General features: G+C 71.2%; 17 protein-coding genes and 1 other RNA gene. 10 read left to right on the plus strand and 8 right to left on the minus strand.

All coding sequences use genetic code 11. The features are described from left to right. Positions 1–74 precede the first annotated feature (74 nt). The 5 genes from ABT063_RS20575 to ABT063_RS20595 form a co-directional block, all read right to left on the minus strand. Positions 75–2,336: a bifunctional glycosyltransferase/CDP-glycerol:glycerophosphate glycerophosphotransferase gene (locus ABT063_RS20575; RefSeq protein WP_351058798.1), complete on the minus strand. Its 2,262-nt coding sequence runs from the start codon at positions 2,334–2,336 to the stop codon at positions 75–77. A 158-nt stretch (positions 2,337–2,494) separates the two neighbouring features. Further along, positions 2,495–3,409: a carbohydrate ABC transporter permease gene (locus tag ABT063_RS20580; RefSeq protein WP_351058799.1), complete on the minus strand. Its 915-nt coding sequence runs from the start codon at positions 3,407–3,409 to the stop codon at positions 2,495–2,497. Beyond that, the gene (locus ABT063_RS20585; protein WP_351058800.1) at positions 3,406–4,749 is read right to left on the minus strand and encodes a carbohydrate ABC transporter permease; all 1,344 of its coding nucleotides are present in this window, start codon (positions 4,747–4,749) and stop codon (positions 3,406–3,408) included. Before ABT063_RS20585 ends, ABT063_RS20580 begins: the two co-directional genes overlap by 4 nt. Positions 4,750–4,753: 4 nt before the next feature. Further along, complete coding sequence (locus ABT063_RS20590; protein WP_351058801.1) at positions 4,754–6,142, minus strand: ABC transporter substrate-binding protein; 1,389 nt, start codon at positions 6,140–6,142, stop codon at positions 4,754–4,756. A gap of 209 nt (positions 6,143–6,351) precedes the next feature. After that, on the minus strand, positions 6,352–9,906 hold the full coding sequence (locus ABT063_RS20595) for an FHA domain-containing protein (protein ID WP_351058802.1): 3,555 nt from the start codon (positions 9,904–9,906) through the stop codon (positions 6,352–6,354). Positions 9,907–10,207: 301 nt separating this feature from the next. On the opposite strand from ABT063_RS20595, the gene ABT063_RS20600 reads away from it, so the two are divergent. The 4 genes from ABT063_RS20600 to ABT063_RS20615 all read left to right on the plus strand — a co-directional run bounded on the left by ABT063_RS20600 (position 10,208) and on the right by ABT063_RS20615 (position 15,352). After that, positions 10,208–11,881, plus strand: a complete 1,674-nt coding sequence (locus ABT063_RS20600) for a serine/threonine-protein kinase (protein WP_351058803.1) — start codon at positions 10,208–10,210, stop codon at positions 11,879–11,881. A 111-nt stretch (positions 11,882–11,992) separates the two neighbouring features. Further along, positions 11,993–13,228, plus strand: coding sequence for a serine/threonine-protein kinase (locus ABT063_RS20605; RefSeq protein ID WP_351058804.1), 1,236 nt, complete (start codon positions 11,993–11,995; stop codon positions 13,226–13,228). Between the two features lie 81 nt (positions 13,229–13,309). Then, on the plus strand, positions 13,310–14,416 hold the full coding sequence (gene prfB, locus ABT063_RS20610) for a peptide chain release factor 2 (RefSeq protein ID WP_351058805.1): 1,107 nt from the start codon (positions 13,310–13,312) through the stop codon (positions 14,414–14,416). Positions 14,417–14,716: 300 nt separating this feature from the next. Next, entirely contained in the window at positions 14,717–15,352 is a 636-nt protein-coding gene (locus tag ABT063_RS20615) for a hypothetical protein (RefSeq protein ID WP_351058806.1), read from the plus strand. A 106-nt stretch (positions 15,353–15,458) separates the two neighbouring features. Here ABT063_RS20615 and ABT063_RS20620 read toward each other — a convergent pair whose 3' ends face one another. Next, positions 15,459–15,650 (minus strand): hypothetical protein, encoded by a 192-nt coding sequence (locus ABT063_RS20620; protein WP_053851796.1) that lies wholly within the window; start codon positions 15,648–15,650, stop codon positions 15,459–15,461. Between the two features lie 324 nt (positions 15,651–15,974). On the opposite strand from ABT063_RS20620, the gene ftsE reads away from it, so the two are divergent. From ftsE to ABT063_RS20650, 6 genes are all read left to right on the plus strand, one after another. After that, positions 15,975–16,664, plus strand: a complete 690-nt coding sequence (gene ftsE, locus ABT063_RS20625) for a cell division ATP-binding protein FtsE (RefSeq protein WP_067235911.1) — start codon at positions 15,975–15,977, stop codon at positions 16,662–16,664. A gap of 38 nt (positions 16,665–16,702) precedes the next feature. Further along, positions 16,703–17,623: a permease-like cell division protein FtsX gene (gene ftsX / locus ABT063_RS20630; protein WP_095748677.1), complete on the plus strand. Its 921-nt coding sequence runs from the start codon at positions 16,703–16,705 to the stop codon at positions 17,621–17,623. Between the two features lie 67 nt (positions 17,624–17,690). Further along, entirely contained in the window at positions 17,691–18,866 is a 1,176-nt protein-coding gene (locus ABT063_RS20635; protein WP_351058807.1) for a S41 family peptidase, read from the plus strand. 85 nt (positions 18,867–18,951) lie between these two features. Next, positions 18,952–19,431 (plus strand): SsrA-binding protein SmpB, encoded by a 480-nt coding sequence (gene smpB / locus ABT063_RS20640; protein ID WP_351058808.1) that lies wholly within the window; start codon positions 18,952–18,954, stop codon positions 19,429–19,431. Between the two features lie 154 nt (positions 19,432–19,585). After that, positions 19,586–19,989, plus strand: a transfer-messenger RNA (tmRNA) gene (ssrA, locus tag ABT063_RS20645). Between the two features lie 141 nt (positions 19,990–20,130). Continuing rightward, positions 20,131–20,370, plus strand: a complete 240-nt coding sequence (locus tag ABT063_RS20650) for a hypothetical protein (RefSeq protein ID WP_351058809.1) — start codon at positions 20,131–20,133, stop codon at positions 20,368–20,370. Positions 20,371–20,612: 242 nt separating this feature from the next. Here the strand turns inward: ABT063_RS20650 and ABT063_RS20655 are convergent, their stop codons facing one another. Further along, entirely contained in the window at positions 20,613–21,623 is a 1,011-nt protein-coding gene (locus ABT063_RS20655) for a LacI family DNA-binding transcriptional regulator (RefSeq protein WP_351058810.1), read from the minus strand. Then, complete coding sequence (gene yicI, locus ABT063_RS20660; protein ID WP_351058811.1) at positions 21,623–23,875, minus strand: alpha-xylosidase; 2,253 nt, start codon at positions 23,873–23,875, stop codon at positions 21,623–21,625. The genes ABT063_RS20655 and yicI overlap by 1 nt, the downstream gene beginning before the upstream one ends. Between the last annotated feature and the right edge of the window lie 8 nt (positions 23,876–23,883).

Raw genomic sequence — 23,883 nt, forward strand, 5'->3', positions numbered from 1 at the left:
CAGGTGGACGGCCGGCTCGGGGTGGGCCGCGAAGGACTGGAGGGCATACGAACTCCCCGGAGTGAGAACGGCGTTCAGGCGCGGTCGGTGACGGCCAAGGGGCCGGGCGGATGCGGCACGATGGCGAACGGGCTGCTCGCGAGCGCCTCGGCCGCGGACGGCACGGGGTGGCGCTCGGCGAGCGGTACGGCCGGGGGCTGGTCCGTCTCCCCCAGCACCACATGCCGTACGACCCGCTCGGCGGCGCGTCCGTCGTCGTACGGGCAGAACCGCGCGCGGAACGCGGAGCGCAGCTGGGCGGAGCGCGAGCCGCGCCAGTGGCCGGTGGCGAAGATGTCGATCAGCTCGTCCTCGCTGCGCGCCACCGCGCCCGGCGCGCAGGAGCGCAGGTCGAAGTAGGTGCCGCGGGCCGCCTCGTACGCCGCCCAGTCGTCGTCGGTGGCGTGGATGACGATCGGCCGGTCCAGGTTGGCGTAGTCGAACATGATCGAGGAGTAGTCGGTGACCAGGGCGTCGGAGGCGAGGCACAACTGCTCGACGCTCGGGTGGTCGGTGACGTCGATGACCCCGCTGGAACCGGGGACGAGAGGGCCGCCGCAGTGGTGATGGGCGCGGGCCAGGACGACGAAGCCCGGGCCGAGACGGTGGACGACCCGCTCCAGGTCGAGGGTCGTGCGCTGGGTGCGCCGGTAGTCGCGGTAGGTGGGGGCGTACAGGATCGCGATCGTGCCCTCGGGGATGCCGAGGGACTCGCGCAGGCGGGTCACCTCCGTCGACGTCGCCTTCTGGAAGACGTCGTTGCGGGGCTGGCCGTACTCGAGCGTGGTGTAGCCGCCGGGGTGGACGCGTTCCCAGACGAGGGTGGAGTGGCGGTTGGCGGAGACGACGTAGTCCCACTGGTCGACGCCCCGCAGCTGCTCGGCGAAGTCCGTGCCGGCGGCGGCCGCCGGGTGTTCCTGGAGGTCGAGGCCCATGTGCTTGAGCGGGGTGCCGTGCCGGGTCTGGACGAGGATCTGGCCGGGGCGCTTGACCAGACCGGGGTCGAAGTCGACGTTGTCGATCAGGTACTTGGAGCGGGCGAGCGCCGTCCAGTAGGCGGCCGTGCCGGGGCTGAGGCGGCGGGTGGCGGCCGGGACCGTGTGGTGGTGCTCGGGGTGGGCGACCCACGCCGTGCGGATGTGCGGCGCGTAGGTGCGGAACGCGGCCTCCAGCGCGCCCGGGTTGCAGCCGTGGCCACGGCCCCCGTACGCGGAGAAGACGGCACGGTCGGCGCGCAGCGGGAGGCGCCGCTGGATCCGGTAGTGCAGCCGCAGGGCGGCGGACCGGGTCGCGCGCAGGAGCTTGGCGGTGAGCCTGACGGTACGGCGGCGCAGGGCCGACGCGACCTGCAGGGCGCGGAAGGTGCGGTGCAGGCCCAGGTGGACCAGGGTGTGCCGCAGCCGCGAGTGGAGGGGGACGCCCGGGACGCGGTGGCGGCGGCAGTGGGCGCGGGCGGTGCGCAGGAACTCCGCCCGCAGTTCGCGCGGCAGCCGGTCGCGCCGGGTGAACACGGTCGCCAGATGGTCGACCATGCGGCGGAACAACACCGGGCGCCAGCGGGCGAGTTCGGGGTGCTGCTCGACGTACGCGAAGACACGGTCGTACTGCTCGAAGACGTCGAAGTGACGGCGGCTGGTGGTGCCGAGGATGCTGCCCTGCCGGCGCTGCCGGTAGTGCACGCAGACCCGGTCGAGGGTCGCGATCGACTCGGCGGTCATCAGCACCGGGTACGTCCAGGGGGTGTCCTCGTAGTAGCCCGGCGGGAAGGTGAAGCCCGCGCTCTCGACGAACTCCCGGCGGTACGCCTTGTTCCAGGCGACCATGAGCTGGTGCAGCAGGCCGGGGCGGTCCTCCAGGCGGAAGGGCGCCGGGCCCCGCTCGTCGAGCTGGACGGCGGCCTGGTTGCGGACGGTCCGGCCCGACCAGTAGGTGCGCGCGTAGTCGTGGACCAGGATGTCCGGCTCGCCGGTCTCGGTCAGCCGGTCGGCGATCGCGCGCAGCGCGTGCGGGGTGAGGGTGTCGTCGCCGTCCAGGAAGAGCAGGTAGTCGCCGCTCGCCTCACGCATCCCGGCGTTGCGGGCGGGGCCCAGCCCCTGGTTCTGCGGCAGATGCACCGGCACGACACGCGGATCGCGGGCGGCGAACTCGTCGATGATCGCGCCGCAGGCGTCCGGCGAGCAGTCGTCGACCGCGATCAGTTCCAGATCCGGATACGACTGGGAGAGCACCGATTCCAGGCATTCGTGCAAGTACGCCTGAACCTTGTACGCGGGGACGATGACACTGAACCTGGGCAAGGGACATCCATGGGTCGGCGCGGACGACAGGGCCTTGCCCGGGAACGGCCGATGGAGTCGGTTGGTTACGTTGTGTGCTGCATACGGGGGATTCTGGATGAATTTCGAGGGGCGGACCGGTGTCGGTCCGCCCCTCGCGAAGTGCACTGGTGTCGTGGCTACTTGACCGCGCCGGCCATCACGCCGGACACGAACTGCCGCTGGAACGCGAAGAACACGGCCAGCGGGATCACCATGGAGATGAACGCGCCGGGCGCCAGGACGTCGATGTTGTTGCCGAACTGGCGTACCTGCGTCTGCAGGGCGACCGTGATCGGCTGGCTGCCGGAGTCGGTGAACACCAGCGCGATCAGCATGTCGTTCCACACCCACAGGAACTGGAAGATGCCAAGGCTCGCGATCGCCGGCCCGCCGAGCGGCATCACGACCCTTGCGAACAGGCGCAGTTCGCCGGCGCCGTCGAGCCGGGCCGCCTCCAGCAGTTCCCTCGGGATCTCCGCGAAGAAGTTCCGCAGCAGGAACACCGCGAAAGGCAGACCGAAGCCCGTGTGGAAGAGGATCACACCCAGCATCGAGCCGAACAGCCCGATCTTTCCGAAGAGTTCGGCGATCGGGATCAGCGCCACCTGCACCGGCACCACCAACAGGCCGACCACGGCCAGGAACCACCAGTCACGGCCCGGGAACTCCATCCATGCGAACGCGTAGCCCGCGAGCGCGCCGATGACGACGACGAGGACCGTCGCCGGGACCGTGATCAGCACGGTGTTGACGAGCGAGTCGGTGATGTCGCTGTTCGCCAGGAGCTTGTCGTAGCTCTCGAAGGTGAGTTGGGACGGTTTGCTGAGTACTTCCCACCAGCCGCTGGCCGCCATGTCCCGCGGGGTGCGCAGCGAGGACAGCAGCAGACCGATCGTCGGGACCAGCCAGAACAGGCCGACGACGATGAGGAAGACACGGACCAGACCGCCGCTGGCGCGTTCCGCGAGACGGGAGCCGAGGGACTGCTTGGCCTTGGTGATCGTGACGGGCGGGGGTGCCGCCTTGCTGATGCTGCCGGCGTCCGCGGTCATCGCCGTACCTCCCGCCTGAGCCTGCGAATGTTGAACCACATCACAGGGATGACGAGGAGAAGCAGGAACACCGAGATGGCGCTCGCGATGCCCGGCTGATCCTCGGAGAAGCCCTTGCGGTACAGCTCCAGCGCGAGGACGTTCGCGTCGTCCTGCGAGGAGCCCGGGGCGATGATGAAGACCAGGTCGAAGATCTTCAGGACGTTGATCATCAGGGTGACGGTGACGACCGCGAGGACCGGCGCGAGCAGGGGGACCGTGACCCTGCGGAACACCTGCCACTCGCTCGCGCCGTCGACGCGGGCGGCCTCCAGGAGTTCACGGGGGACCCCGGCCAGTCCGGCCGCGATCAGCACCATCGCGAAGCCCGCCCACATCCAGATGTACGACCCGATGATGGCCGGCGTGACCAGCGACGGGCCGAGCCAGTCCACGCCGTTGTACGCCTCCTTGAAGTTGCTTGCCGGAAGGCGCAGTTGGGCTCCGTCGGCCTTCGACGACAGGGTGAAGGTGCCGTCGTCGGCGGCCTTGGTCGACTCGACCACCTTGCCGTCCTTGACCGCCTCGATCTTCATGCCGGGGTAGCCGAACTCGGACGCGTCGGGCGCGCCGAGCGTGCCCACGCCCTTGCCGCGCGTGAAGTCCTGCCAGGTCGTGCCGGAGATCTTCCCCGGGTCGGCCTGCGGGGCCGCGGCCGGCTTCGCGTCGTCGGGCATCTGGTCGGGGGCGACGCCCACGAGGGGGAGGGTGACGGTGTCCCCGGTGTTGACCGTCGCCTTGGTGATGAAGGCGCCCCCTTGCGCCACGAGCGGCGACTCGCGGCCCGGGTGGGCCTTCGGGAACGCGGACGCCTCGGCGAAGGTGTCGTGGATGCCGACCCAGACGGCGTTCGCGACGCCCTTGTCGGGGTCCTGGTCGTAGACGAGGCGGAAGATGATGCCCGCCGCCAGCATCGAGATCGCCATCGGCATGAAGACGACCAGCTTGAACGCCGTACCCCAGCGCACCCGTTCGGTCAGCACCGCGAAGATCAGACCGAGCGCGGTGGCGACCGTCGGGGCGAAGACCACCCAGATGATGTTGTTCTTCAGGGCGGTGCGGATGCCGTCGTCGGTGAACAGGGCCTGGTAGTTGTCGAATCCGGCGAAGCCGTCGCCCGACTGGTTGTAGAAACTGCGGACGACCGAGTACCCGATCGGGTAGACCACGAGCGCGCCAAGCAGCACCAGTGCGGGCAGCAGGAACAGGGCTGCCACGGTCTTGCGGGTGCCGGTCACGCTCTTGCGCGACTTGGGTGCGGCAGGGGTCGGTGGGGCCCCTGCCGCCGAAGCCGACGTCATGGCGTCAGCCTCCGTAGGCGGCGGCCGCGTCGGCTTCCAGCTTCCGCTGCGCTCCCGCGATGTCCTTCGGGTTCTTCAGGAAGTCCTGGAGGGCCTTCCACTCGCCCTTGCCGGGGGTGCCGCCGAAGGCCTGCGGTGCCTGGTCGGACATGTCGAAACGGAAGTCGTCGCCGGCCGCGACGAGCGCCTTGGCCATCTTCTGCTGCACCGCGTTCGGGTACGCCGAGTCCGCCACGTTCTTGTTCGGCGAGAGGTAGCCGCCCAGCTTCGCCTGGATGGTCGCCGCGTCCGGGGAGGCCAGGAAAGTGGCCAGCGCCTGGGCCGCCTTGGAGTCCTGGAGGATCACGGCCGCGTCGCCGCCGGTGACCACGGGCGCGGTGTCGCCCACGGCCGGGAACGGGAACACCTTCGCGTCCGTGCCGATCTTCGCGTCGGTCTCGCCGATGTTGACCTGCACGAAGTCGGCCTCGAACACCATGCCCGCCTTGGGCTGGTCACCGCCGGTGAAGGTCTGCGTCACGGACGCCGGGAACTCCGTCTGCAGCGCGCCGTCCGCGCCGCCCGCCACGTAGTCCTGCTTGCCCCAGATCTGGGCGAGGGTGGTGAGGGCGTCCTTCACGGACGGGTCCGTCCACTTGATCTCGTGCTGGGCGAGCTGGTCGTACTTCTCCGGGCCCGCCTGCGAGAGGTAGACGTTCTCGAACCAGTCCGTGAGGGTCCAGCCGTCGGCGCCGGCGACCGAGAACGGCGTGACACCGGAGTCGTAGACGGTCTGCGCGGTGGTCAGGAGCTCGTCCCAGGTCTTGGGCTCACTCGCGCCCGCGTTCTCGAAGACCTGGGCGTTGTACCAGATCAGGGACTTGTTCGCGGCCTTGTAGTAGACGCCGTACTGCTTGCCGTCGACCTTGCCGATGTCCTGCCAGCCCTGGGAGTAGTTCTCCTGCAGTTCCTTGGTGGCCTCCGCGCCGAGCGGCTTGGCCCACTTCCTGTCCACGGCCTGCTTGATGGCACCCGGCTGCGGGAGCATCGCGATGTCCGGCGGCTGGCCGCCCGCGATCTTCGAGCCGAGGAAGTTGATGATCGGATCCTGCGCGGGCACGAAGGTCACCTTGGCGCCGGTGCGCTTCTCGAACTCCGCGAGGACCTTCTTGAAGTTCTCCTGCTCGGCGCCGGTCCAGACGGCGGCGACCTCCAGGCTCTGCCCGTCGAGCTTGGGGAGGGTGACGGTGGTGCCGGTCTCCGTGCCACCGGTGGGGCCGCTGTCGCTGCTCTTGTCGTCGTCTCCGCCGCAGGCGGTGAGCGAGAGCGCGAGCGCTCCCGCGAGGAGGGCGGCCGCGGTTTTCGCGGACCTGTGCTGCCGGTGCTTGCGGATGGTGCTGCTCGTCCTGCGCATCAATGCCCCGTTCTTCGTTCCTCGTCGAACGTCCGAACGCTGTCCCGTGCGCTCTGGTCTACGCCTTGGGGTGGGGGGCGGCAAGAGCGCGTCCGCTGTCAAGCGGGTGATCGTGACCCCCCTGTGACCAGGCACCCGGCGTGGGTGGCGTCCTCGGCCGGGAGTTGCCTGCCCGGTGCCGCGAGGAATGTCCGCATCAGCATCCCGCACTACAGCAGGGACGGCACCTCGGCCGACGCGACCTCCCGCGCCGCCCTCTCCAACGCGCTGGCCAACAACGCCAGGTCCGTCGGCCCGTTGCCCAACTCCCGCACGGGACGCCGGGCCGGTGGGTCACCCATCCGCTCCCACTCCAATGGCACAACCGTCGGCCGAAGCGTCGCCGTGCGCGGAATCCGCCCCGTGACCCGGCCGCCCTGGAAGGGCGTCACCCGTCCGTCCGGCCGGGCCAGACGCCCGCGCCCGGGGGCCGGTTCGTCCGGGCCGGCGGCCGGCGCGTCGAGGGTGACGCGCAGGGTCGCCCGGCGGGCCGGTTCCGACTGGGCCGTACGGCCGCCGACGCCGGCCGCGGCCACCAGGTGCACGCCGAGCCGCTCGCCGTCCCGGGCCACGGCCTCCAGCGCGCGTATCACCGAGCCGGCCGCGGGTCTGCCCGGGGAGCCCAGCGCGGGGGAGACCAGCGCGTCCAGGTCGTCGACGACCACGACCAGCCGGGGCAGCGGCGGGGCGGCTTCCGCCCGGCGGCGCGCCGCCGCCGGGCGCAGGCGGATGGTCGAACTGGGCGGGGTGTCGAGGTCTCCGGTCGACTCGCTGGTCCCGGCCACCACGGTCCCGGACGCCCCGCGTGCCGTCGCCGTCCGCTGGGCGACCATACGGCCCGACACCACACGTCCGGTGTGCCACTCGGCGAAGTCGGACCGCCCGAGCAGCTCCGCACGCCGCTTCAGCTCGGCGCTCAGGGACTGGGCGAACTCCCGCATCCGCACCGGGTCGTTGGCGGAGAGGTGGGTGGTGACGTGCGGAACGTCCGTGCAGACGCGCAGGCCTTCGCCGTGTCCGCCGCCGCTCGTGCCCACGTTGTCGCGGCCGTCCATCAGGACCACGCTCAGCCGGTCGGGGCGCTCGGCGGCGGCCAGGGAGGCGACCACGGCTCGCAGCAGCTCCGTACGTCCGCTGCCCGGCGGTCCCTCGATCAGCAGGTGCGGGCCCTCGGCCACGAGGTCCACGCAGACCGGCCCGCGCGGCCCGGCCCCGAGCACCGCCGAGGCCCGCCCGCCGAGCGACTCCGTGTCGTCGGCCGCGTCCGCCCAACGCGCCATCAGCGACGCCGGGGTGGCCCTCGCGAGCCCCAACTCGTCCAGCAGCCGCGCGGCCTGAGGCAACGGCATGGACACGCGCGCGTGCCGCTCACCGGCCGTCGTCTCCGCCCGCAGCGGCGCCAGCGCCCGCGCGAACCGCTCGGCCCAGGCGAGCGACACGGCGTCCACCGCGGCCACGGTGCCGTGCCCGACGGGGCCGCTGGGGGGCGCCTCCGCAGTGCGGGGGGACTGTGGCGGCGTGCCCGGGGGCGCCGCCGTCCCGGTCCGCGCGACGCGCATCAGCCGCAGCGCCGTCGCCACGTCGCCGCTGAGCAGGGCGACCGCACCGCACTCACGGAACGTCGGCGACACCGCGCAGGCCGCCTCGTACGTCTCCGTCACCGGCGAGGCGGGCGACGCGGGTGCCGTCTCGGCGAGGCACACGACGTGTATGCCGGCCCGCGGGCCCTCCAGCGCCAGCCGCGCCATCGCCTCACGCACGGCGGCGCCCGGCGGGTCGCCGTCCACGACGACCACGGTGTACGGCCCCGGGAAGCCGCCCCCGTCCCCGTCCGCCATGGCGTCGTCCCTGGCCCAGGAGGGGCGCCGGGTCGCACCGGGCGGTTGATGGACGTCGGGAATGCCGGCGGCAGGCGGTGCGGCGTCGAGCGCGGTGGGGCCCGCCTCCGCCAGATGGTCCTCCAGACGGCGGAGGAGTTCGTCGGAGCGGGCCGTGGCCTGTTCGCGGTCGTAGGCGAGGAGGAGGCGGCAGTCCTGGCCGTGGCCCGGGCGCAGATGGGGGAGCCAGCCCAGCCAGGACCACTCGGCGGTGCGCTCCTCCTGAGGGCGGGAGCGGTCCGCGCTGATCAGAACGATTTCCAGGGCGTCGGGGGAGTGCAGCGCGGCGAGCTGGGCGACGACCGCGCGGGCCACCCCGGCCAGCCGCGCGCGCGGACCGGCCAGCCCCAGCGCCCCGACCTCGCGCAGATCGGCGGTCACGGGCACCGCGGGCAGCAGCCCCGAGCCGTCCGGTGCCGCACGGTCGGCCGTGCCCAGCCGCACCGTGAGCGCCTCCGGGTGGCCCGGTCCGCGCTCCCACAGACGCGGGCCGGGGCCCAGGGCCGTCAGGAGCAGCGCCGCCGGGTCCGGCCAGGCCTCGGGGGCCTGGGAGACGGTGGCCGGGGGTGCCTCCGTCGTGTCCGCGGCGGCGTCCTCCGTCTCGTCGTACGTCCCGCGCCCGGTCGCGCCCTGTTCGCCGCGTCCGCCGGTCAGCCGCCGCGCCCACGCCGTGAGCCCGCCGCGCCGACGCAGTCCCTGCGGCACGTCCGTCCCCCGGAGGGGGGTCCCCTTGCGGCGGCCGGTTCCGGAGATGTCCGGGTCGGCGCCGGTGGCGATGTCGGAGGCGTCGTCCCGAGCCGTCGGACGGGCGGACGCGTCGGGGGAACCGTCGATGCCGGCCGTCTCGGCGAGTCCCGGGATGCCGGAGCGACCGGCGTGGGTGTCCCCGGCACCGGGAACCGGGTCGGCCGCGCTGCCCCGGACGGGCATGCTCCGGGCGCCGTCGTGGCCCTCGATGCGCGGCGCCCCGCCCTGGCCCGGCACGACGGGCGGTTCGACCCGCCCGTGCCCCTGGGCGCCCGGGGTGCCGGTCGAGGCGCCCCAGCCCGCCGAGCCGTACGCGTGATGGGTCCTGCCGGAGGGGCCCGGCCCGGCCTCGGTCGCGGGTGCCTGCGCCGCACCGGTGCCGGTGCCGCTGTGCGCCGCCCCGTCCCCGGCGGGCACGCGCACGTGCCCCTCCCCGTCCGGAGTCGCCCGCACGCGCGCGCCGGGCCCTCCCGCCGGGGCCAGCCGCAGGGCCGACTCGCCGATCCGCAGCAGCGCGCCCGGCGTGAAGCGGACCGGGCGGGGGCCGATGCGCCTGCCGTCCAGCGTGGTGCCGTTCGTCGAGCCGGGGTCGGCGACCGAGACGCGGCCGTCGGGGCCGACCGTGACCGCGCAGTGCAGCCGGGAGACGTCCGGGTCGTCGAGCGGGACGTCGGCGTCGGCCGAACGGCCGATCTGGATCTGGCCGCCGTGCAGCAGGTGGACCCCGCCGGCGTCGGGTCCGGCGACCACATGCAGCTGGGCGGGGGCGTCGTCGAGCTCGGGGTGGGGTTCCGGCACGCCGGGGGTGCCCAGGGACAGCACGGCGCCGTCGATCAGCGGGGGCTCGCCCAGCGTGCAGCGCTGCGCGTCGAGCCGCTCCGCACCGGCGTACAGCACCACCGGGCTTCCGCTCGGCTCCCGGCCCCGCTCGGGCGCGGAGGTGCCACCGTCCGCCAAGACCGCCGAGGCCAGCGCCGACGCCACCGCGGCCAGTGCCGTGCCCGCGGGCGCCGTGATCAGCACGTCGCGGCTCGCGGCGCGGCCCCGCGCGGCCTGGGCAGGCGGGCCCAGCGGGTCCACGACGGTCAGCCGGATCTGCATCGCCGTCAGCTGTCCCTTCTGCGCACACGAGCACGTCGGCCAGTACTGGAGGCATCCTCGCACCTGCCACTGACAACGCGCCCGCCGCGCGGCAGCAAATGATCTTGATTGGTCGGCTCTGCCCGCAAAAGTGCCTGACCGGTGCCGCACCGGCGACCGTTTGAGAACCGCTTGAGATCGGTCACGTCGGGGTCGGGCAACCAACCGGACCGAGTCGAGCGTCTTTCCTTCGAACATGGCCACTGGACGCGGCGGCACTACAGTGGGTCGGAACACAGGCAAGCAGCAGGGAGCGCATGACGTGCGGCCGGTAGGCAGCAAGTACCTGCTCGAGGAGCCGCTCGGACGCGGCGCCACGGGCACCGTCTGGCGAGCCCGCCAGCGAGAGACCGCGGGCGCCGAGGCAGCCGTTCCCGGCCAGCCCGGCGAGACCGTCGCGATCAAGGTCCTCAAGGAGGAACTCGCGAACGACGCGGACGTCGTGATGCGGTTCCTGCGGGAGCGGTCCGTCCTGCTCCGGCTGACCCACCCGAACATCGTCCGGGTCCGTGACCTGGTCGTCGAGGGCGATCTGCTGGCGCTGGTCATGGACCTCGTCGAGGGCCCCGACCTGCACCGCTACCTGCGCGAGAACGGGCCCTTCACGCCCGTCGCCGCCGCCCTGCTCACCGCGCAGATCGCCGACGCGCTCGCCGCCAGCCACGCCGACGGCGTCGTCCACCGCGACCTGAAGCCGGCCAACGTCCTGCTGCGGCAGAACGGCGGCCAGATGCACCCGATGCTGACCGACTTCGGCATCGCGCGGCTCGCCGACTCCCCGGGGCTGACCCGCACGCACGAGTTCGTCGGCACGCCCGCGTACATCGCGCCCGAGTCCGCCGAGGGCCGCCCGCAGACCTCCGCCGTCGACATCTACGGCGCCGGCATCCTGCTGTACGAGCTGGTCACCGGCCGCCCGCCGTTCTCCGGCGGCTCGGCCCTCGAAGTCCTGCACCAGCACCTGAGCGCCGAACCGCGCCGCCCGTCCACGGTCCCCGACCCCTTGTGGACGATCATCGAGCGCTGTCTGCGCAAGAACCCGGACGAACGGCCCAGCGCCGAGAACCTCGCGCGCGGGCTGCGTGTCGTCGCCGAGGGCATCGGCGTGCACGCGAACTCCGCGCAGATCGCCGCGGCGGAGGGCGTCGGAGCCCTGCTGGTCCCGGACCCGGCCCCCGCGGCCGTCCCGGGCGCCCCCGGCGCCGCCGACCCGACGCAGGTGCTGCAGCACGGCGCGGGCGCGTACGACCCCAACGCCAACGCCTACGACCCGAACGGCGCGACCAGCGTCCTGCCCCACACCGGCGGCCCCGCGGGCGCCGCCGACCCCACCGCCGTCATGCCGCCGATGCCGCCCGGCCGGCCGGGGCAGCAGCCCGGCGGACCCGAGGACCCGCACCCCTGGCAGAACCAGCTGCGTGCCGCCCGGGACCGCAACGAACAGACGCAGGTCCAGTACCTCGACCCCAGCCAGGACCCGCTGCGCCGCCGCCCCCAGCGGCAGGCCGCCCGGCCGCAGCAGCGGCCCCCTCAGCAACAGCCCCAGCAGCGGCCACCGGCCGGTTACGGCCATCCGCAGCAGCAACAGCCCCAGCAGTACGCCCCGCCGCAGCAGCCCCGGCAGCAGCCCCGGCAGCAGCCACAGCCGCAGCGGTACGCGCCGCCCGCCCAGCCGGAGCCCCAGCGCCCCGCGCGCGAGCCCCGGCAGCCGCGGCAGCGCAGTGCCAACCCGATGAAGATCCCGGGTCTCGGCTGCCTCAAGGGGTGCCTGTTCACGATCGTCATCCTGGTCGTGGCGGGCTGGCTGGTCTGGGAGCTGAGCCCGTTGCAGGACTGGATCGGCACGGGCAAGGGCTACTGGGAGCAGCTCAGCGACTGGGTCACCACCGTCAGCGGGTGGATCGGGGACCTGGGCGGGGGTTCCTCCGGCCAGTAGAGGCCACTCTGGTGATTTGTCGACACCTGGCGGGTGATTTCTGTCCCCGCGGTGAAGGTTGGCTCTTCGGACGCGTAGTTTTAGCGACAACACGCGGCAGTAGGAGCAGCCTTGGCACGGAAGATCGGCAGCCGGTACACCGCCCACCAGATCCTGGGGCGGGGCAGCGCCGGCACGGTGTGGCTGGGTGAGGGACCCGACGGGCCCGTCGCCGTCAAGCTGCTGCGCGAGGACCTCGCCTCCGACCAGGAGCTCGTCGGACGCTTCGTGCAGGAGCGCACGGCGCTGCTCGGCCTGGAGCATCCGAACGTCGTCTCCGTGCGCGACCTGGTGGTGGACGGCAACGACCTCGCGCTGGTGATGGACCTGGTGCGGGGCACGGACCTGCGCACCCGGCTCGACCGGGAGAAGCGGCTCGCGCCCGAGGCCGCGGTGGCGATCGTCGCGGACGTGGCGGACGGGCTGGCGGCGGCGCACGCCGCCGGGGTCGTGCACCGTGACGTGAAGCCGGAGAACGTGCTGCTGGACATGCAGGGCCCGCTGGGGCCGGGCGGGTCGCACCCCGCGCTGCTGACGGACTTCGGAGTGGCGAAGCTGATCGATTCGCCGCGGCGGACGAAGGCCACGAAGATCATCGGCACGCCGGACTATCTGGCGCCGGAGATCGTGGAGGGGCTGCCGCCCCGGGCGTCGGTCGACATCTACGCGCTGGCCACGGTCCTGTACGAGCTGCTGGCGGGCTTCACGCCGTTCGGCGGGGGGCATCCGGGCGCGGTGCTGCGGCGTCACGTGACCGAGACGGTCGTCCCCCTCCCGGGCATCCCGGACGAACTCTGGCAGCTCCTGGTGCAGTGCCTGGCCAAGGCGCCGGCCTCGCGGCTGCGGGCCTCGGAGCTGGGCGCGCGGCTGCGGGAGCTGCTGCCGATGCTGGCGGGGATGCCGCCGCTGGAGGTGGACGAGCCGGACGCGGAGTCCCCGGAGGAGCCGGAGGCCGCGCCGGAGGAGCCGGCGTCCTCGGCGCCGGTGCGGCGGGGGGCGGTGCCGCTGGTGCCGGGGGCGAAGCCGGCCGACTCCAACCGGGACACGCATACGTCGATGAGGGTGCCGGGGCCGGACGAGCTGGCCGGGGGTGCGCGGGGCACCGCCCGGGCGCCTCGGGCCGCGGGTGCCCCACGTCCTGGTTCCGCTCGGCACCGGGCGGCGACGCGGCGGCGGAGGGTTGCCCTGGGGGCGGCCGCGGTGGCTCTGGTGGCCGCGGTCGGGGTGGGTACGTGGCTGGCCACGTCCGGCGACGACGCCGGGGCGACTCCCCAGGACACGAAGAACTCGGCACCGGCGACGCCCTGACCGCCAGGGCTCCGCCCCCGGTGACCAGCGCCCGGCACCGGACGGCCCAGGTCGGTTGCCACAGCCGTTACGCTGGGAGGCGTGGCAGTCGTGGATGTATCCGAAGAGCTCAAGTCCCTCTCCTCGACCATGGAGTCGATCGAGGCCGTTCTGGACCTCGACAAGCTGAGGGCAGACATCGCCGTGCTCGAGGAGCAGGCAGCCGCGCCGTCCCTGTGGGACAACCCGGACGAGGCGCAGAAGATCACCAGCAAGCTCTCCCACCTCCAGGCCGAGGTCAGGAAGGCGGACGCGCTGCGCGGACGGATCGACGATCTCGCCGTGCTGTTCGAGATGGCCGAGGAGGAGGACGACTCCGACACCCGAGCCGAGGCCGAGTCCGAGCTCACCGCCGTCAAGAAGGCGCTGGACGAAATGGAAGTGCGGACACTTCTCAGCGGGGAGTACGACGCCCGCGAGGCGCTCGTCAACATCCGCGCCGAGGCCGGTGGCGTCGACGCCGCCGACTTCGCCGAGAAGCTCCAGCGGATGTACCTGCGGTGGGCGGAGCAGCGCGGCTTCAAGACCGAGGTCTACGAGACGTCGTACGCCGAAGAGGCCGGCATCAAGTCGACCACCTTCGCCGTGCAGGTGCCGTACGCCTACGGCACCCTCTCCGTCGAGCAGGGGACCCACCGGCTGGTGCGCATCTCCCCGTTCGACAACCAGGGGCGCCGCCAGACCTCCTTCGCCGGTGTGGAGATCCTCCCCGTCGTCGAGCAGTCCGACCACGTCGAGATCGACGAGAGCGAACTGCGCATCGATGTGTACCGGTCCTCCGGGCCCGGCGGCCAGGGCGTCAACACCACCGACTCAGCCGTCCGCATCACCCACCTTCCCACCGGCATCGTCGTCTCCTGCCAGAACGAGCGGTCGCAGATCCAGAACAAGGCCACCGCGATGAACGTCCTCCAGGCCAAGCTGCTCGAGCGGCGCCGCCAGGAGGAGCAGGCCAAGATGGACGCCCTGAAGGGGGACGGGGGCAACTCCTGGGGCAACCAGATGCGTTCGTACGTCCTGCACCCGTACCAGATGGTCAAGGACCTGCGCACCGAGTTCGAGGTCGGCAACCCCGAGGCCGTGTTCAACGGCGAGATCGACGGGTTCCTGGAGGCCGGGATTCGCTGGCGCAAGCAGCAGGAGAAGTAAGTTTGTCGACAAGGCAACTGTCGCCCGCCTGGCGGCAGTTGCCTTTTGTGTGCCCGCTTGCATGCCTGATGTCTGGGTTTTACATCACACTCACAGGCTTCAATCTCCGGCATTGATCCCTTAGTTGGACATTGCGCGCGCAACGCCCTTGACGTTGCTCTGAAAAGTGGGAAGGGTAACGCGCGGCATGCGTATCTCTGGGGCGCATGTGAATCCGGGGGCTTGAGCGCAGCTACCTCCGTTGAATCACGGTCCCGAGCGCCGCCTCACTGACGATGAGCTACTGGGGGTAGCAACCAGATGACCAACAAGACGCGGATCCGGATCGCGCGGGTGGCCGCCGGTGCGGTGATCGCCGCCGGTGCTTCACTGACCGCCGCGGGTGCCGCTTCCGCCGACGACTGCGGCTTCCTGGGCCTCGGGTGCGTGACCGAGCCGCCCAACCCGCCGGAGGAGCCCACGGACCCGCCGACCGGTCTGCCGACCGACCCGGAGGTCCCGCCGACGGACCCGGGCCTCCCGACCGACCCGGGCCCCGAGGAGCCGCCCACGGTTGAGCCGACCGAGCCCACCGAGGAGCCGCCCGCCGAGCCCACCGAGGACCCGTCCGACCCGGGCAACGGGAACGGCAATGGGAACGGCAACGGCAATGGAAACGGGAACGGCAACGGTGCCGGCGGCGGCAACAACGCCGACCCCGACGGCGGCACCTCTCCTCAGGACGAGGGTTCCTCGTCCCTGACCGACACGGGCACGGACACCACCACTCCGTCCGGCTCCGACACCTCGGCCCAGGGCAACGGTGAGGAGCTCGCGGAGACCGGTTCCGGCCAGACCACCTTCCTGATCATCGGCGCCGCCACGATGATCGCCGGCGGTGTCGGCTTCCGCGTCCTGCCGCGCCTCATGGGCGGCCGGGGCGGCGCGGCTGCCTGACGGTAGCCGTCCGCGTACGGAACGTACGCGCGTCATACGGCGAGGGGCCTCGGAGCGTGCATCGCTCCGGGGCCCCTCGTGCGTCCTGTACGGCCCTTGTGCCGCCCTACGCGGTCTGGTGGGCCAGCAGCGCCACCGCCGCGATCAGCACCGCCAGCAGGGCGATCAGCGCCATGGGGTTCAGCCCCGCGAAAAGGTTCTCCTGCTGCAGCCGCTCGCGGTTCGCACGGCACACGGGGCACCGCCCCTCGCTCACGGGCGCCGCGCAGTTCGCGCACACCAACCGGTCGTACGTCATGCGCCTCGCCCTCCTTGCACCGGTTCCACGTATCTCAACGCTCGCGGCGGTGCGAACGTTCCCCCCTCCAAGATGCCAGGTTCCTTCGGAAAGGGCGCGGGCGCCTTCTAAGGGGTGGCTCGCATTGTCTCGCGGCCGCGGGCCGTATGTGGCTGGTCGCGCAGTTCCCCGTGCCCCTTCAGGCAAGCTGCGCCTCAGCCCCGTTTACAGGTTGCCCGGTACAAAAACACACAACCCTCGCGCAACCCCTACCGGTGACTGCGGTCTCGTACCCGGTTCGCGTATGGTCACGCTCATCTACCCCCGGCGACCCGTGGTGCATCCGTGATCCGATTCGACAATGTCTCCAAGGTCTACCCCAAGCAGACCCGCCCCGCACTCAGGGATGTCTCCCTGGAAGTGGAGAAGGGCGAGTTCGTGTTCCTCGTGGGGTCCTCCGGCTCCGGAAAGTCCACCTTCCTGCGGCTGGTCCTCCGCGAGGAGCGGTGCAGCCACGGTCAGGTGCACGTCCTGGGCAAGGACCTCGCGCGCCTCTCCAACTGGAAGGTGCCGCAGATGCGCCGCCAGCTGGGGACGGTGTTCCAGGACTTCCGTCTCCTGCCGAACAAGACGGTCGCCGAGAACGTGGCCTTCGCGCAGGAGGTCATCGGCAAGTCGCGCGGTGAGATCCGCAAGTCCGTGCCGCAGGTGCTCGACCTCGTCGGGCTGGGCGGCAAGGAGGACCGGATGCCGGGCGAGCTGTCCGGTGGTGAGCAGCAGCGTGTGGCCATCGCCAGGGCCTTCGTGAACCGGCCCAAGCTGCTCATCGCCGACGAGCCCACCGGCAACCTCGACCCGCAGACCTCCGTCGGCATCATGAAGCTGCTCGACCGGATCAACCGGACCGGCACGACCGTGGTGATGGCGACGCACGACCAGAACATCGTGGACCAGATGCGCAAGCGCGTCATCGAGCTGGAGAAGGGACGCCTCGTCCGCGACCAGGCACGCGGCGTCTACGGCTACCAGCACTGACGACCGACATGCTCCACGGAAAGGCTTAACCAGACGCCATGCGCGCCCAGTTCGTACTCTCCGAGATCGGTGTCGGTCTCCGCCGCAACCTGACGATGACCTTCGCCGTCATCGTCTCCGTCGCCTTGTCGCTGGCCCTGTTCGGCGGGTCGCTCCTGATGAGCGACCAGGTCAGCACCATGAAGGGCTACTGGTACGACAAGGTCAACGTCTCGGTCTTCCTCTGCAACAAGAGCGACGCCGAGTCCGACCCGAACTGCGCCAAGGGCGCGGTCACCGAGGACCAGAAGAAGGACATCCTCGCCGACCTGAAGAAGATGTCGTCGGTCGTGCAGACGGTGACCTACGAGTCGCAGGACCAGGCGTACAAGCACTACAAGGAGCAGTTCGGCGACTCCCCGCTGGCCAGCTCCCTCACGCCGGACCAGATGCAGGAGTCGTACCGCATCAAGCTGAAGGACCCGGAGAAGTACCAGGTCATCGCCACCGCCTTCGACGGGCGGGACGGCGTGCAGTCCGTGCAGGACCAGAAGGGCATTCTGGACAACCTCTTCGGGCTGCTCAACGGCATGAACTGGGCCGCGCGGGCGGTCATGGCGCTGATGCTGGTCGTCGCGCTGATGCTGATCGTCAACACCGTGCGCGTCTCGGCGTTCAGCCGACGGCGTGAGACCGGGATCATGCGCCTGGTGGGCGCCTCGGGCTTCTACATCCAGGCGCCGTTCATCATGGAGGCCGCGGTCGCCGGGCTGATCGGCGGCACGGTCGCGTGCGGGTTCCTGGTGATCGCGCGGTACTTCCTGATCGACCACGGCCTGGCCCTGTCCGAGAAGTTGAACCTGATCAACTTCATCGGCTGGGACGCCGTGCTGACGAAGCTGCCGCTCATCCTGGCGACGAGTCTGCTGATGCCCGCGTTGGCCGCGTTCTTCGCGCTGCGCAAGTACTTGAAGGTGTGACGCACGCCAAGAGGGCCGTACGGTCAACCGGCCGTGCGGCCCTTCGCGTTGTCCTAGACTCACCGGCATGTCAGGCCAAGACCCGTTCTGTCAGCCCCGCCGCGTCCGTCGCGGGGCCGCCCTGACGTTGGTTTTCGCGAGCGTGCTGGTGGCCGGTGCCGCGACCGGCTCCTTTCCGGCCGCCGAGTCCCTCGACCGGAAATCGGCCTCCGACCGTGCCCGTACGGCCGCGTACGCGAGCCCCCAGGAGGACGTGGCGAAGGCGGCCGAGGAGGCCATGGCCGACGGCAAGTCCCCGATGGAGGCCGCCGAACGCGCGGTCAGCCGCAGCGGCGACCGCTGGGGCGCCGTCTACTCCCCGGGCGAGTACGAGGAGTTCGAGGAAGCCCTCGACGGTGAGTACACCGGCGTCGGCCTGTGGGCGCGGCGCGAGCGCGACGGCCGTATCGAGGTGGCGAAGGTCGCCTCCGGCTCGCCGGCGGCCGCCGCGGGGATCCGCGAGGGCGACCGGCTGAGCAGCATCGACGGCAAGAAGGTCGACGGGCGACCGGTCACCGAGGTCGTCTCCTTGCTGCGCGGTGACGCCACGGACGCGGCCGCCGGTACGACCGTCCGACTCGGGCTGGAACGCGGCACGCGCGCGTGGAGCGAGACACTGCGCCGGGCGCGCCTGTCCACGGACGATGTGACGGTTCGCACACTGGCCGACGGCGGCATCACCGTCATCAGGATCGGCGCCTTCACCAAGGGCTCCGGGGACAGGGTGCGCACCGCCGTACGGCGGGCCCCGGCCGGCACCGGGATCATCCTCGACCTGCGCGGCAACTCGGGCGGCCTGGTCACCGAGGCCGTCACCGCCGCCTCCGCCTTCATCGACGGCGGCCTGGTCGCCACGTACGACGTCGAGGGCGACCAGCGCGCCCTGCACGCCGAGCCGGGCGGCGACACCACCAGCCCCCTGGTCGCGCTCGTCGACGGCGGCACGATGAGCGCGGCCGAGCTCCTCACCGGCGCCCTGCAGGACCGCGGCCGCGCGGTTGTCGTGGGCTCCCGCACCTTCGGCAAGGGCTCGGTCCAGATGCCGAGCAGGCTGCCCGACGGGTCCGTCGCCGAACTGACCGTCGGCCACTACCGCACCCCGTCCGGCCGCGGGGTCGACGGCCGGGGCATCACGCCCGACCTGGACGTCGAGCGGCAGGTCGTGGAGCGGGCGGAGACGGTGCTCAGCGGGCTCGGGCAATAGCGGCCCCGCTCGTCGTCGTCCCCCTGGGGCCCCTTGTTAATGCGCTTCCCGTCCACCCCCTCCGTAGTGCGAAAATGGTCGCACTATGGCTAAGGAAAAAGGGCGCAAGCTGATCGCGCAGAACAAGAAGGCGCGGCACGACTACCACATCCTCGACACCTACGAGGCCGGCCTGGTCCTCACCGGCACCGAGGTGAAGTCGCTGCGCCAGGGGCGTGCCTCGCTGGTCGACGGCTTCGTGCAGCTCGACGGGCATGAGGCGTGGCTGCACAACGTGCACGTGCCGGAGTACAGCCAGGGCACCTGGACCAACCACAGCGCCCGCCGCAAGCGCAAGCTCCTGCTGCACCGCATCGAGATCGACAAGCTCGAGGCCAAGTCCCAGGAGACGGGTCACACGATCGTGCCCCTCGCGCTGTACTTCAAGGACGGCCGGGCCAAGATCGAGATCGCGCTGGCGCGAGGCAAGAAGGAGTACGACAAGCGCCAGACGCTCCGCGAGAAGCAGGACCGGCGCGAGGCGGAGAAGGTGATCTCGGCGGTGCGGAGGAAGCAGCGGGCGTGAGCGGTCGCCGGGCGGGAATGTCCTGGGGCAGGAGCGCGTTGAACCGGGTACGACGGCGGGGTGACCGCCGGGAATACGGTGGCATCGATGCGCGTTGGTCACGTACGATGGCATCTGCATCCCACAGCGGGTGCGCTGATTGAAAAGTCAACATGGGGATGATCGGTTTCGACAGCGGCTGTCGAAGCAGGGGAAGCGTGTCGAGGAAGCGGCCATGATCTCGTAAACCACAGGCCGAAAAAAATAATCGCCGATAACAAGCGATCCTTCTCCCAGGGCGAGCTCGCCCTCGCTGCCTGATCTTCAGGTAGCGAGCAGCGGCTCTCCTACTTAAGGGAGTGTCAGCCCGGGGGTGTTCCCGACCCGGATCCTGGCATCATTTAGGGGACTAAACCTCGATCCCGGTCACGGGGTGAAGAGGGAAACCCAACAGTGACTGAGCCCGTCGGAGACTTGTCCGCGTGATCTCCGGGGCCGAGAAAAGCACAGCGGACTGCGCACGGAGAAGCCCTGGTTCCGCACCGTTGGACGCGGGTTCGATTCCCGCCATCTCCACTCACCCACCCCTGTGTGGGTACCCCATGTGGGCAAAGGCCCCGTCGCTTTCGAGCGGCGGGGCCTTTGTCGTGCCCGGTCGTTTTGACGCGCATCGGACTGTGACCGGCCCGGGGGGGTGCGGCGACGAACTGTTCGAGCAGCATGTGCACGGCCCTCACCGTCCGAACGGGTTGTGGCAAGGAACGGCTCGAACAGCTCCGCGCCACGCTGAGCAGCGGTGAACGCGCCGTCCTCTCGGCCGAGGACCTGCACGTCCTGCACGCGGTACTGCTGTCGGTGTACAGCATGTTCGCCTCGGCAGGCTCTTCGGGACCCCTCTCCCGCAGACCGGGTGAGGAGCCCCTGCTGCCGGCGCGGTACGAAGGAGGGCCGATAGCCTGACGCCGTGACGCGCCCGATGGGCGCGTCCTCCCTTCACTCCGGGCCCCTCCTCTTCGGGGCCCGGCCCGACGAGAGCGGTCCCGGCCTGTGGAAAGGCTGCCTCACGTCGAAGGGAGGGCGCCCCCACATGGGCTGTCACGAGGAGCAGAAACCGACTCTCGTCATGCGGCTGATCCGACCCCTTCCGGTGCATCCAAGTACAGCACACCAGCCCCCCACCCAGCACCACGATCAGCCACCGTTCACGCAACCGCCCGCCGCGCCGTACTCCCCCTCTCTGTCATCCTCGGCGCCAGCAACGTCGCCTCCGGTACGGCCGCCCCACCCAGCTTCCGCATCAGCAACTCCACCGCCCGCGTGCCCACTTCGGCGGACGGCACAGCGACGGACGTGACCGGGACGCGCTGCGATTCGGCGAGTTCGGCGGGGCAGATCGCGGTGACCGACAGATCGGCGGGGACACGCAGGCCCAGCTGTTCGAAGGCGTCGATCAGTGGTTCCAGCAGGGGCTCGTTGTGGACGACCACTCCCGTCAACGCGGGCTGCTCGCGCAGCAGTCGCTCGGCCACCTCGCGGGCGGCGTCGGGTGCGGCCTCGCACGGGTGGACCGTAGAGGCGAGGCCGTTGCGGTCGGCGGCGGCCGTGAAGCCCTGGACCACGCGCTGGGCGAAGGCGGTCTGCCGGACGTACACCTCCGGCGGGGAGCCGACGAGCGCCACCGTCCGGTGCCCGAGCCGCGCCAGATGCTCCACGCACGCCTCGCCCGCCGCCTTGAAGTCGAGGTCGATGCAGGTCAGACCCTCGGCAGAGGCGGGGAAGCCGATCATCACCGACGAGCGGTCCAGGGACCGAAGCAGCGGTATTCGGGGATCGTGCAGCTGTACGTCCATCACGATCAGCGCGTCGACCAACGCCGTGTCGGTGACCCGGCTCAGCCCCTCCTCGCCCTCCTCCTGGGTGAGCAGCAGTACGTCGTGGTCGTACCGCCGTGCCGTCGTCACCACCGACACCGCGAACTGCATGACGGTCGGCACGTGGATGCCGGCCCGCAGCGGCACCACCAGCGCCAGCACGTTCGACTTGCTGCTGGCCAGTGCCCGTGCACCCGCGTGCGGGCGGTAGCCCAGCTCGCGGATGGCCTCCTCCACCCGCCGCCGGGTCTCCTCGGAGATCGGGCGCTTGCCGCTGAGCGCGTAGGAGACGGTGCTGGGGGAGACCCCGGCGCGCCGCGCCACGTCAGTGATCTTGACCATCAGGCCGACTCCACCGTGAGGAACCCGGTACCGGCCTGCGCCCGCACCTCACGTCCGCCGCCCACGGCCAGTCCCCAGGGCGCCGAGGGATCACTGCAGGACGCCCGCAGCAGATCCCCTTCGCGTACGACGGTGAAGGCCACCTCCCCGACCCGTACCGTCACCTGCGCGCCCCGCTCCAGGCCGTAGGCCCGGAGCGTGACCCCGTCGGCGTGGTCGTAGTCGGGCCGGTCGTCCACCGCGCCCACCGGGATGACCGCCCCGGGCCGCACCAGCAGCGGCACGCTCAGGAAGTCGTGGCTCTCGCGCACCCAGCGCGGACCGGTCACCGTCCGACCGGTCACGAAGTGCGTCCAGGTGCCCTCGGGGACGTAGTAGGCGACCTCCCCGTCGTCGGAGAACACCGGCGCGACCATCAGGTCCGGGCCGAGCATGTACTGCCGTTCCAGATGCGCGCACCCGGGATCGTCCGGGAACTCCAGGACCATCGCCCGCATCATCGGCACACCCTCGGCGTGGGCGGTGCGCGCGGCCTCGTACAGGTAGGGCATGAGCCGCAGCTTCAGCCGGGTGAACAGCCGCAGGACGTCCACGGCCTCCTCGTCGAACAGCCACGGCACCCGGTAGGAGGAGCTGCCGTGCAGGCGGCTGTGCGAGGACAGCAGGCCGAAGGCGACCCACCGCTTGAACAGCGCCGGCGACGGCGTGCCCTCGAAGCCGCCGATGTCGTGACTCCAGTAGCCGAAGCCGGAGAGCCCGAGGGACAGCCCTCCCCGCAGCGACTCCGCCATCGACTCGTACGTCGCCTCGCAGTCGCCGCCCCAGTGCACGGGGAACTTCTGGCTCCCCGTCGTCGCCGAGCGCGCGAAGACGACCGCCTCCTCCTCGCCCCGGTGCTTGCGCAGCACGTCGAAGACCGTGCGGTTGTAGAGGTACGTGTAGTAGTTGTGCATCCGCTCCGGGTCGGAGCCGTCGGACCAGGCCACGTCGAGGGGCACCCGCTCGCCGAAGTCGGTCTTGAAGCAGTCGATGCCCTGCGCGAGCAGCGCCTCCAGTTTCGAGGCGTACCAGTCACGGGCCGCCGGGCTGGTGAAGTCGACCAGCGCCATGCCCGGCTGCCACAGGTCCCACTGCCAGACACTCCCGTCCGGCCGCTTCAGCAGGTGCCCGAGCGCCTTGCCCTCCGCGAACAGCGGGGAGCGCTGGGCGATGTACGGGTTGATCCACGCGCTGACGCGCAGGCCGCGTGCGTGAAGCCGGGCCAGCATGCCCTCCGGGTCCGGGAAGACGCGCGGGTCCCACTGGAAGTCGCACCAGTTGAACTCGCGCATCCAGAAGCAGTCGAAGTGGAAGACGGAGAGCGGAAGTTCGCGCTCCCTCATGCCCTCGATGAAGGAGGTGACGGTCTCCTCGTCGTACGAGGTGGTGAAGGACGTCGACAGCCACAGGCCGAAGGACCACGGGGGCGGCAGGGCCGGACAGCCGGTGAGGGCCGTGTACTTGCGCAGGATCTCCTTCGGGGACGGACCGTAGATGACGTAGTACGTCAACTGCTGAGTCTCCGCGCTGAACTGCACCCGGGAGACCACCTCCGAGCCGACCTCGAAGGACACCTTGCCCGGGTGGTCGACGAAGACGCCGTAGCCCGCGTCCGTCAGGTAGAAGGGGACGTTCTTGTAGGCCTGCTCGGTGGCCGTGCCGCCGTCGGCGTTCCAGATGTCGACGACCTGGCCGTTCTTGACCAGCGGGCCGAAGCGCTCACCGAGGCCGTAGACGGACGTCCCCACCCCGAGGCTCAGCTGCTCGCGCAGGTAGTGCCCGCCCGACGCGTCCCGCATGATGCCCATGCCCTTGGTGCCGCTCGAGGTGAGCGTGCGGCCGTGCGCGAGGAAGTCGACGTGCCAGGAGCCGGTGCGGGCGACCTTGACCGACAGTGCGCCGGAGGTCAGGGTCGCGTGCTCGTCGTCGTACGCCACCTGCGGCGCGACCTCCTCCTCCCGCACCTCGAACTCGGGGCCGCGCGGCTGCTCGCCGTCGAAGTGGGTGAAGGTGACGCCGATGACGTCGGGCATCGGCGCTCGTGCGCTGATCGTCACGACCGGTCCCTTCAGCAGGTCGCCGCGGTGGCGGATGGGCTGGGTCGGCGCGTGGATCTCCAGCGCGCCGTCCTGTGCGGTGACGTCGAGCACCTCGACCGGATAGGCCGCGGTGACACCCTCGCGCAGCAGCCAGTAGCCGTCGGTGAACTTCATGTGGGGGG

It is taken from the genome of Streptomyces sp. NPDC002838 (genome assembly GCF_040295365.1).
Lineage (GTDB): Bacteria > Actinomycetota > Actinomycetes > Streptomycetales > Streptomycetaceae > Streptomyces.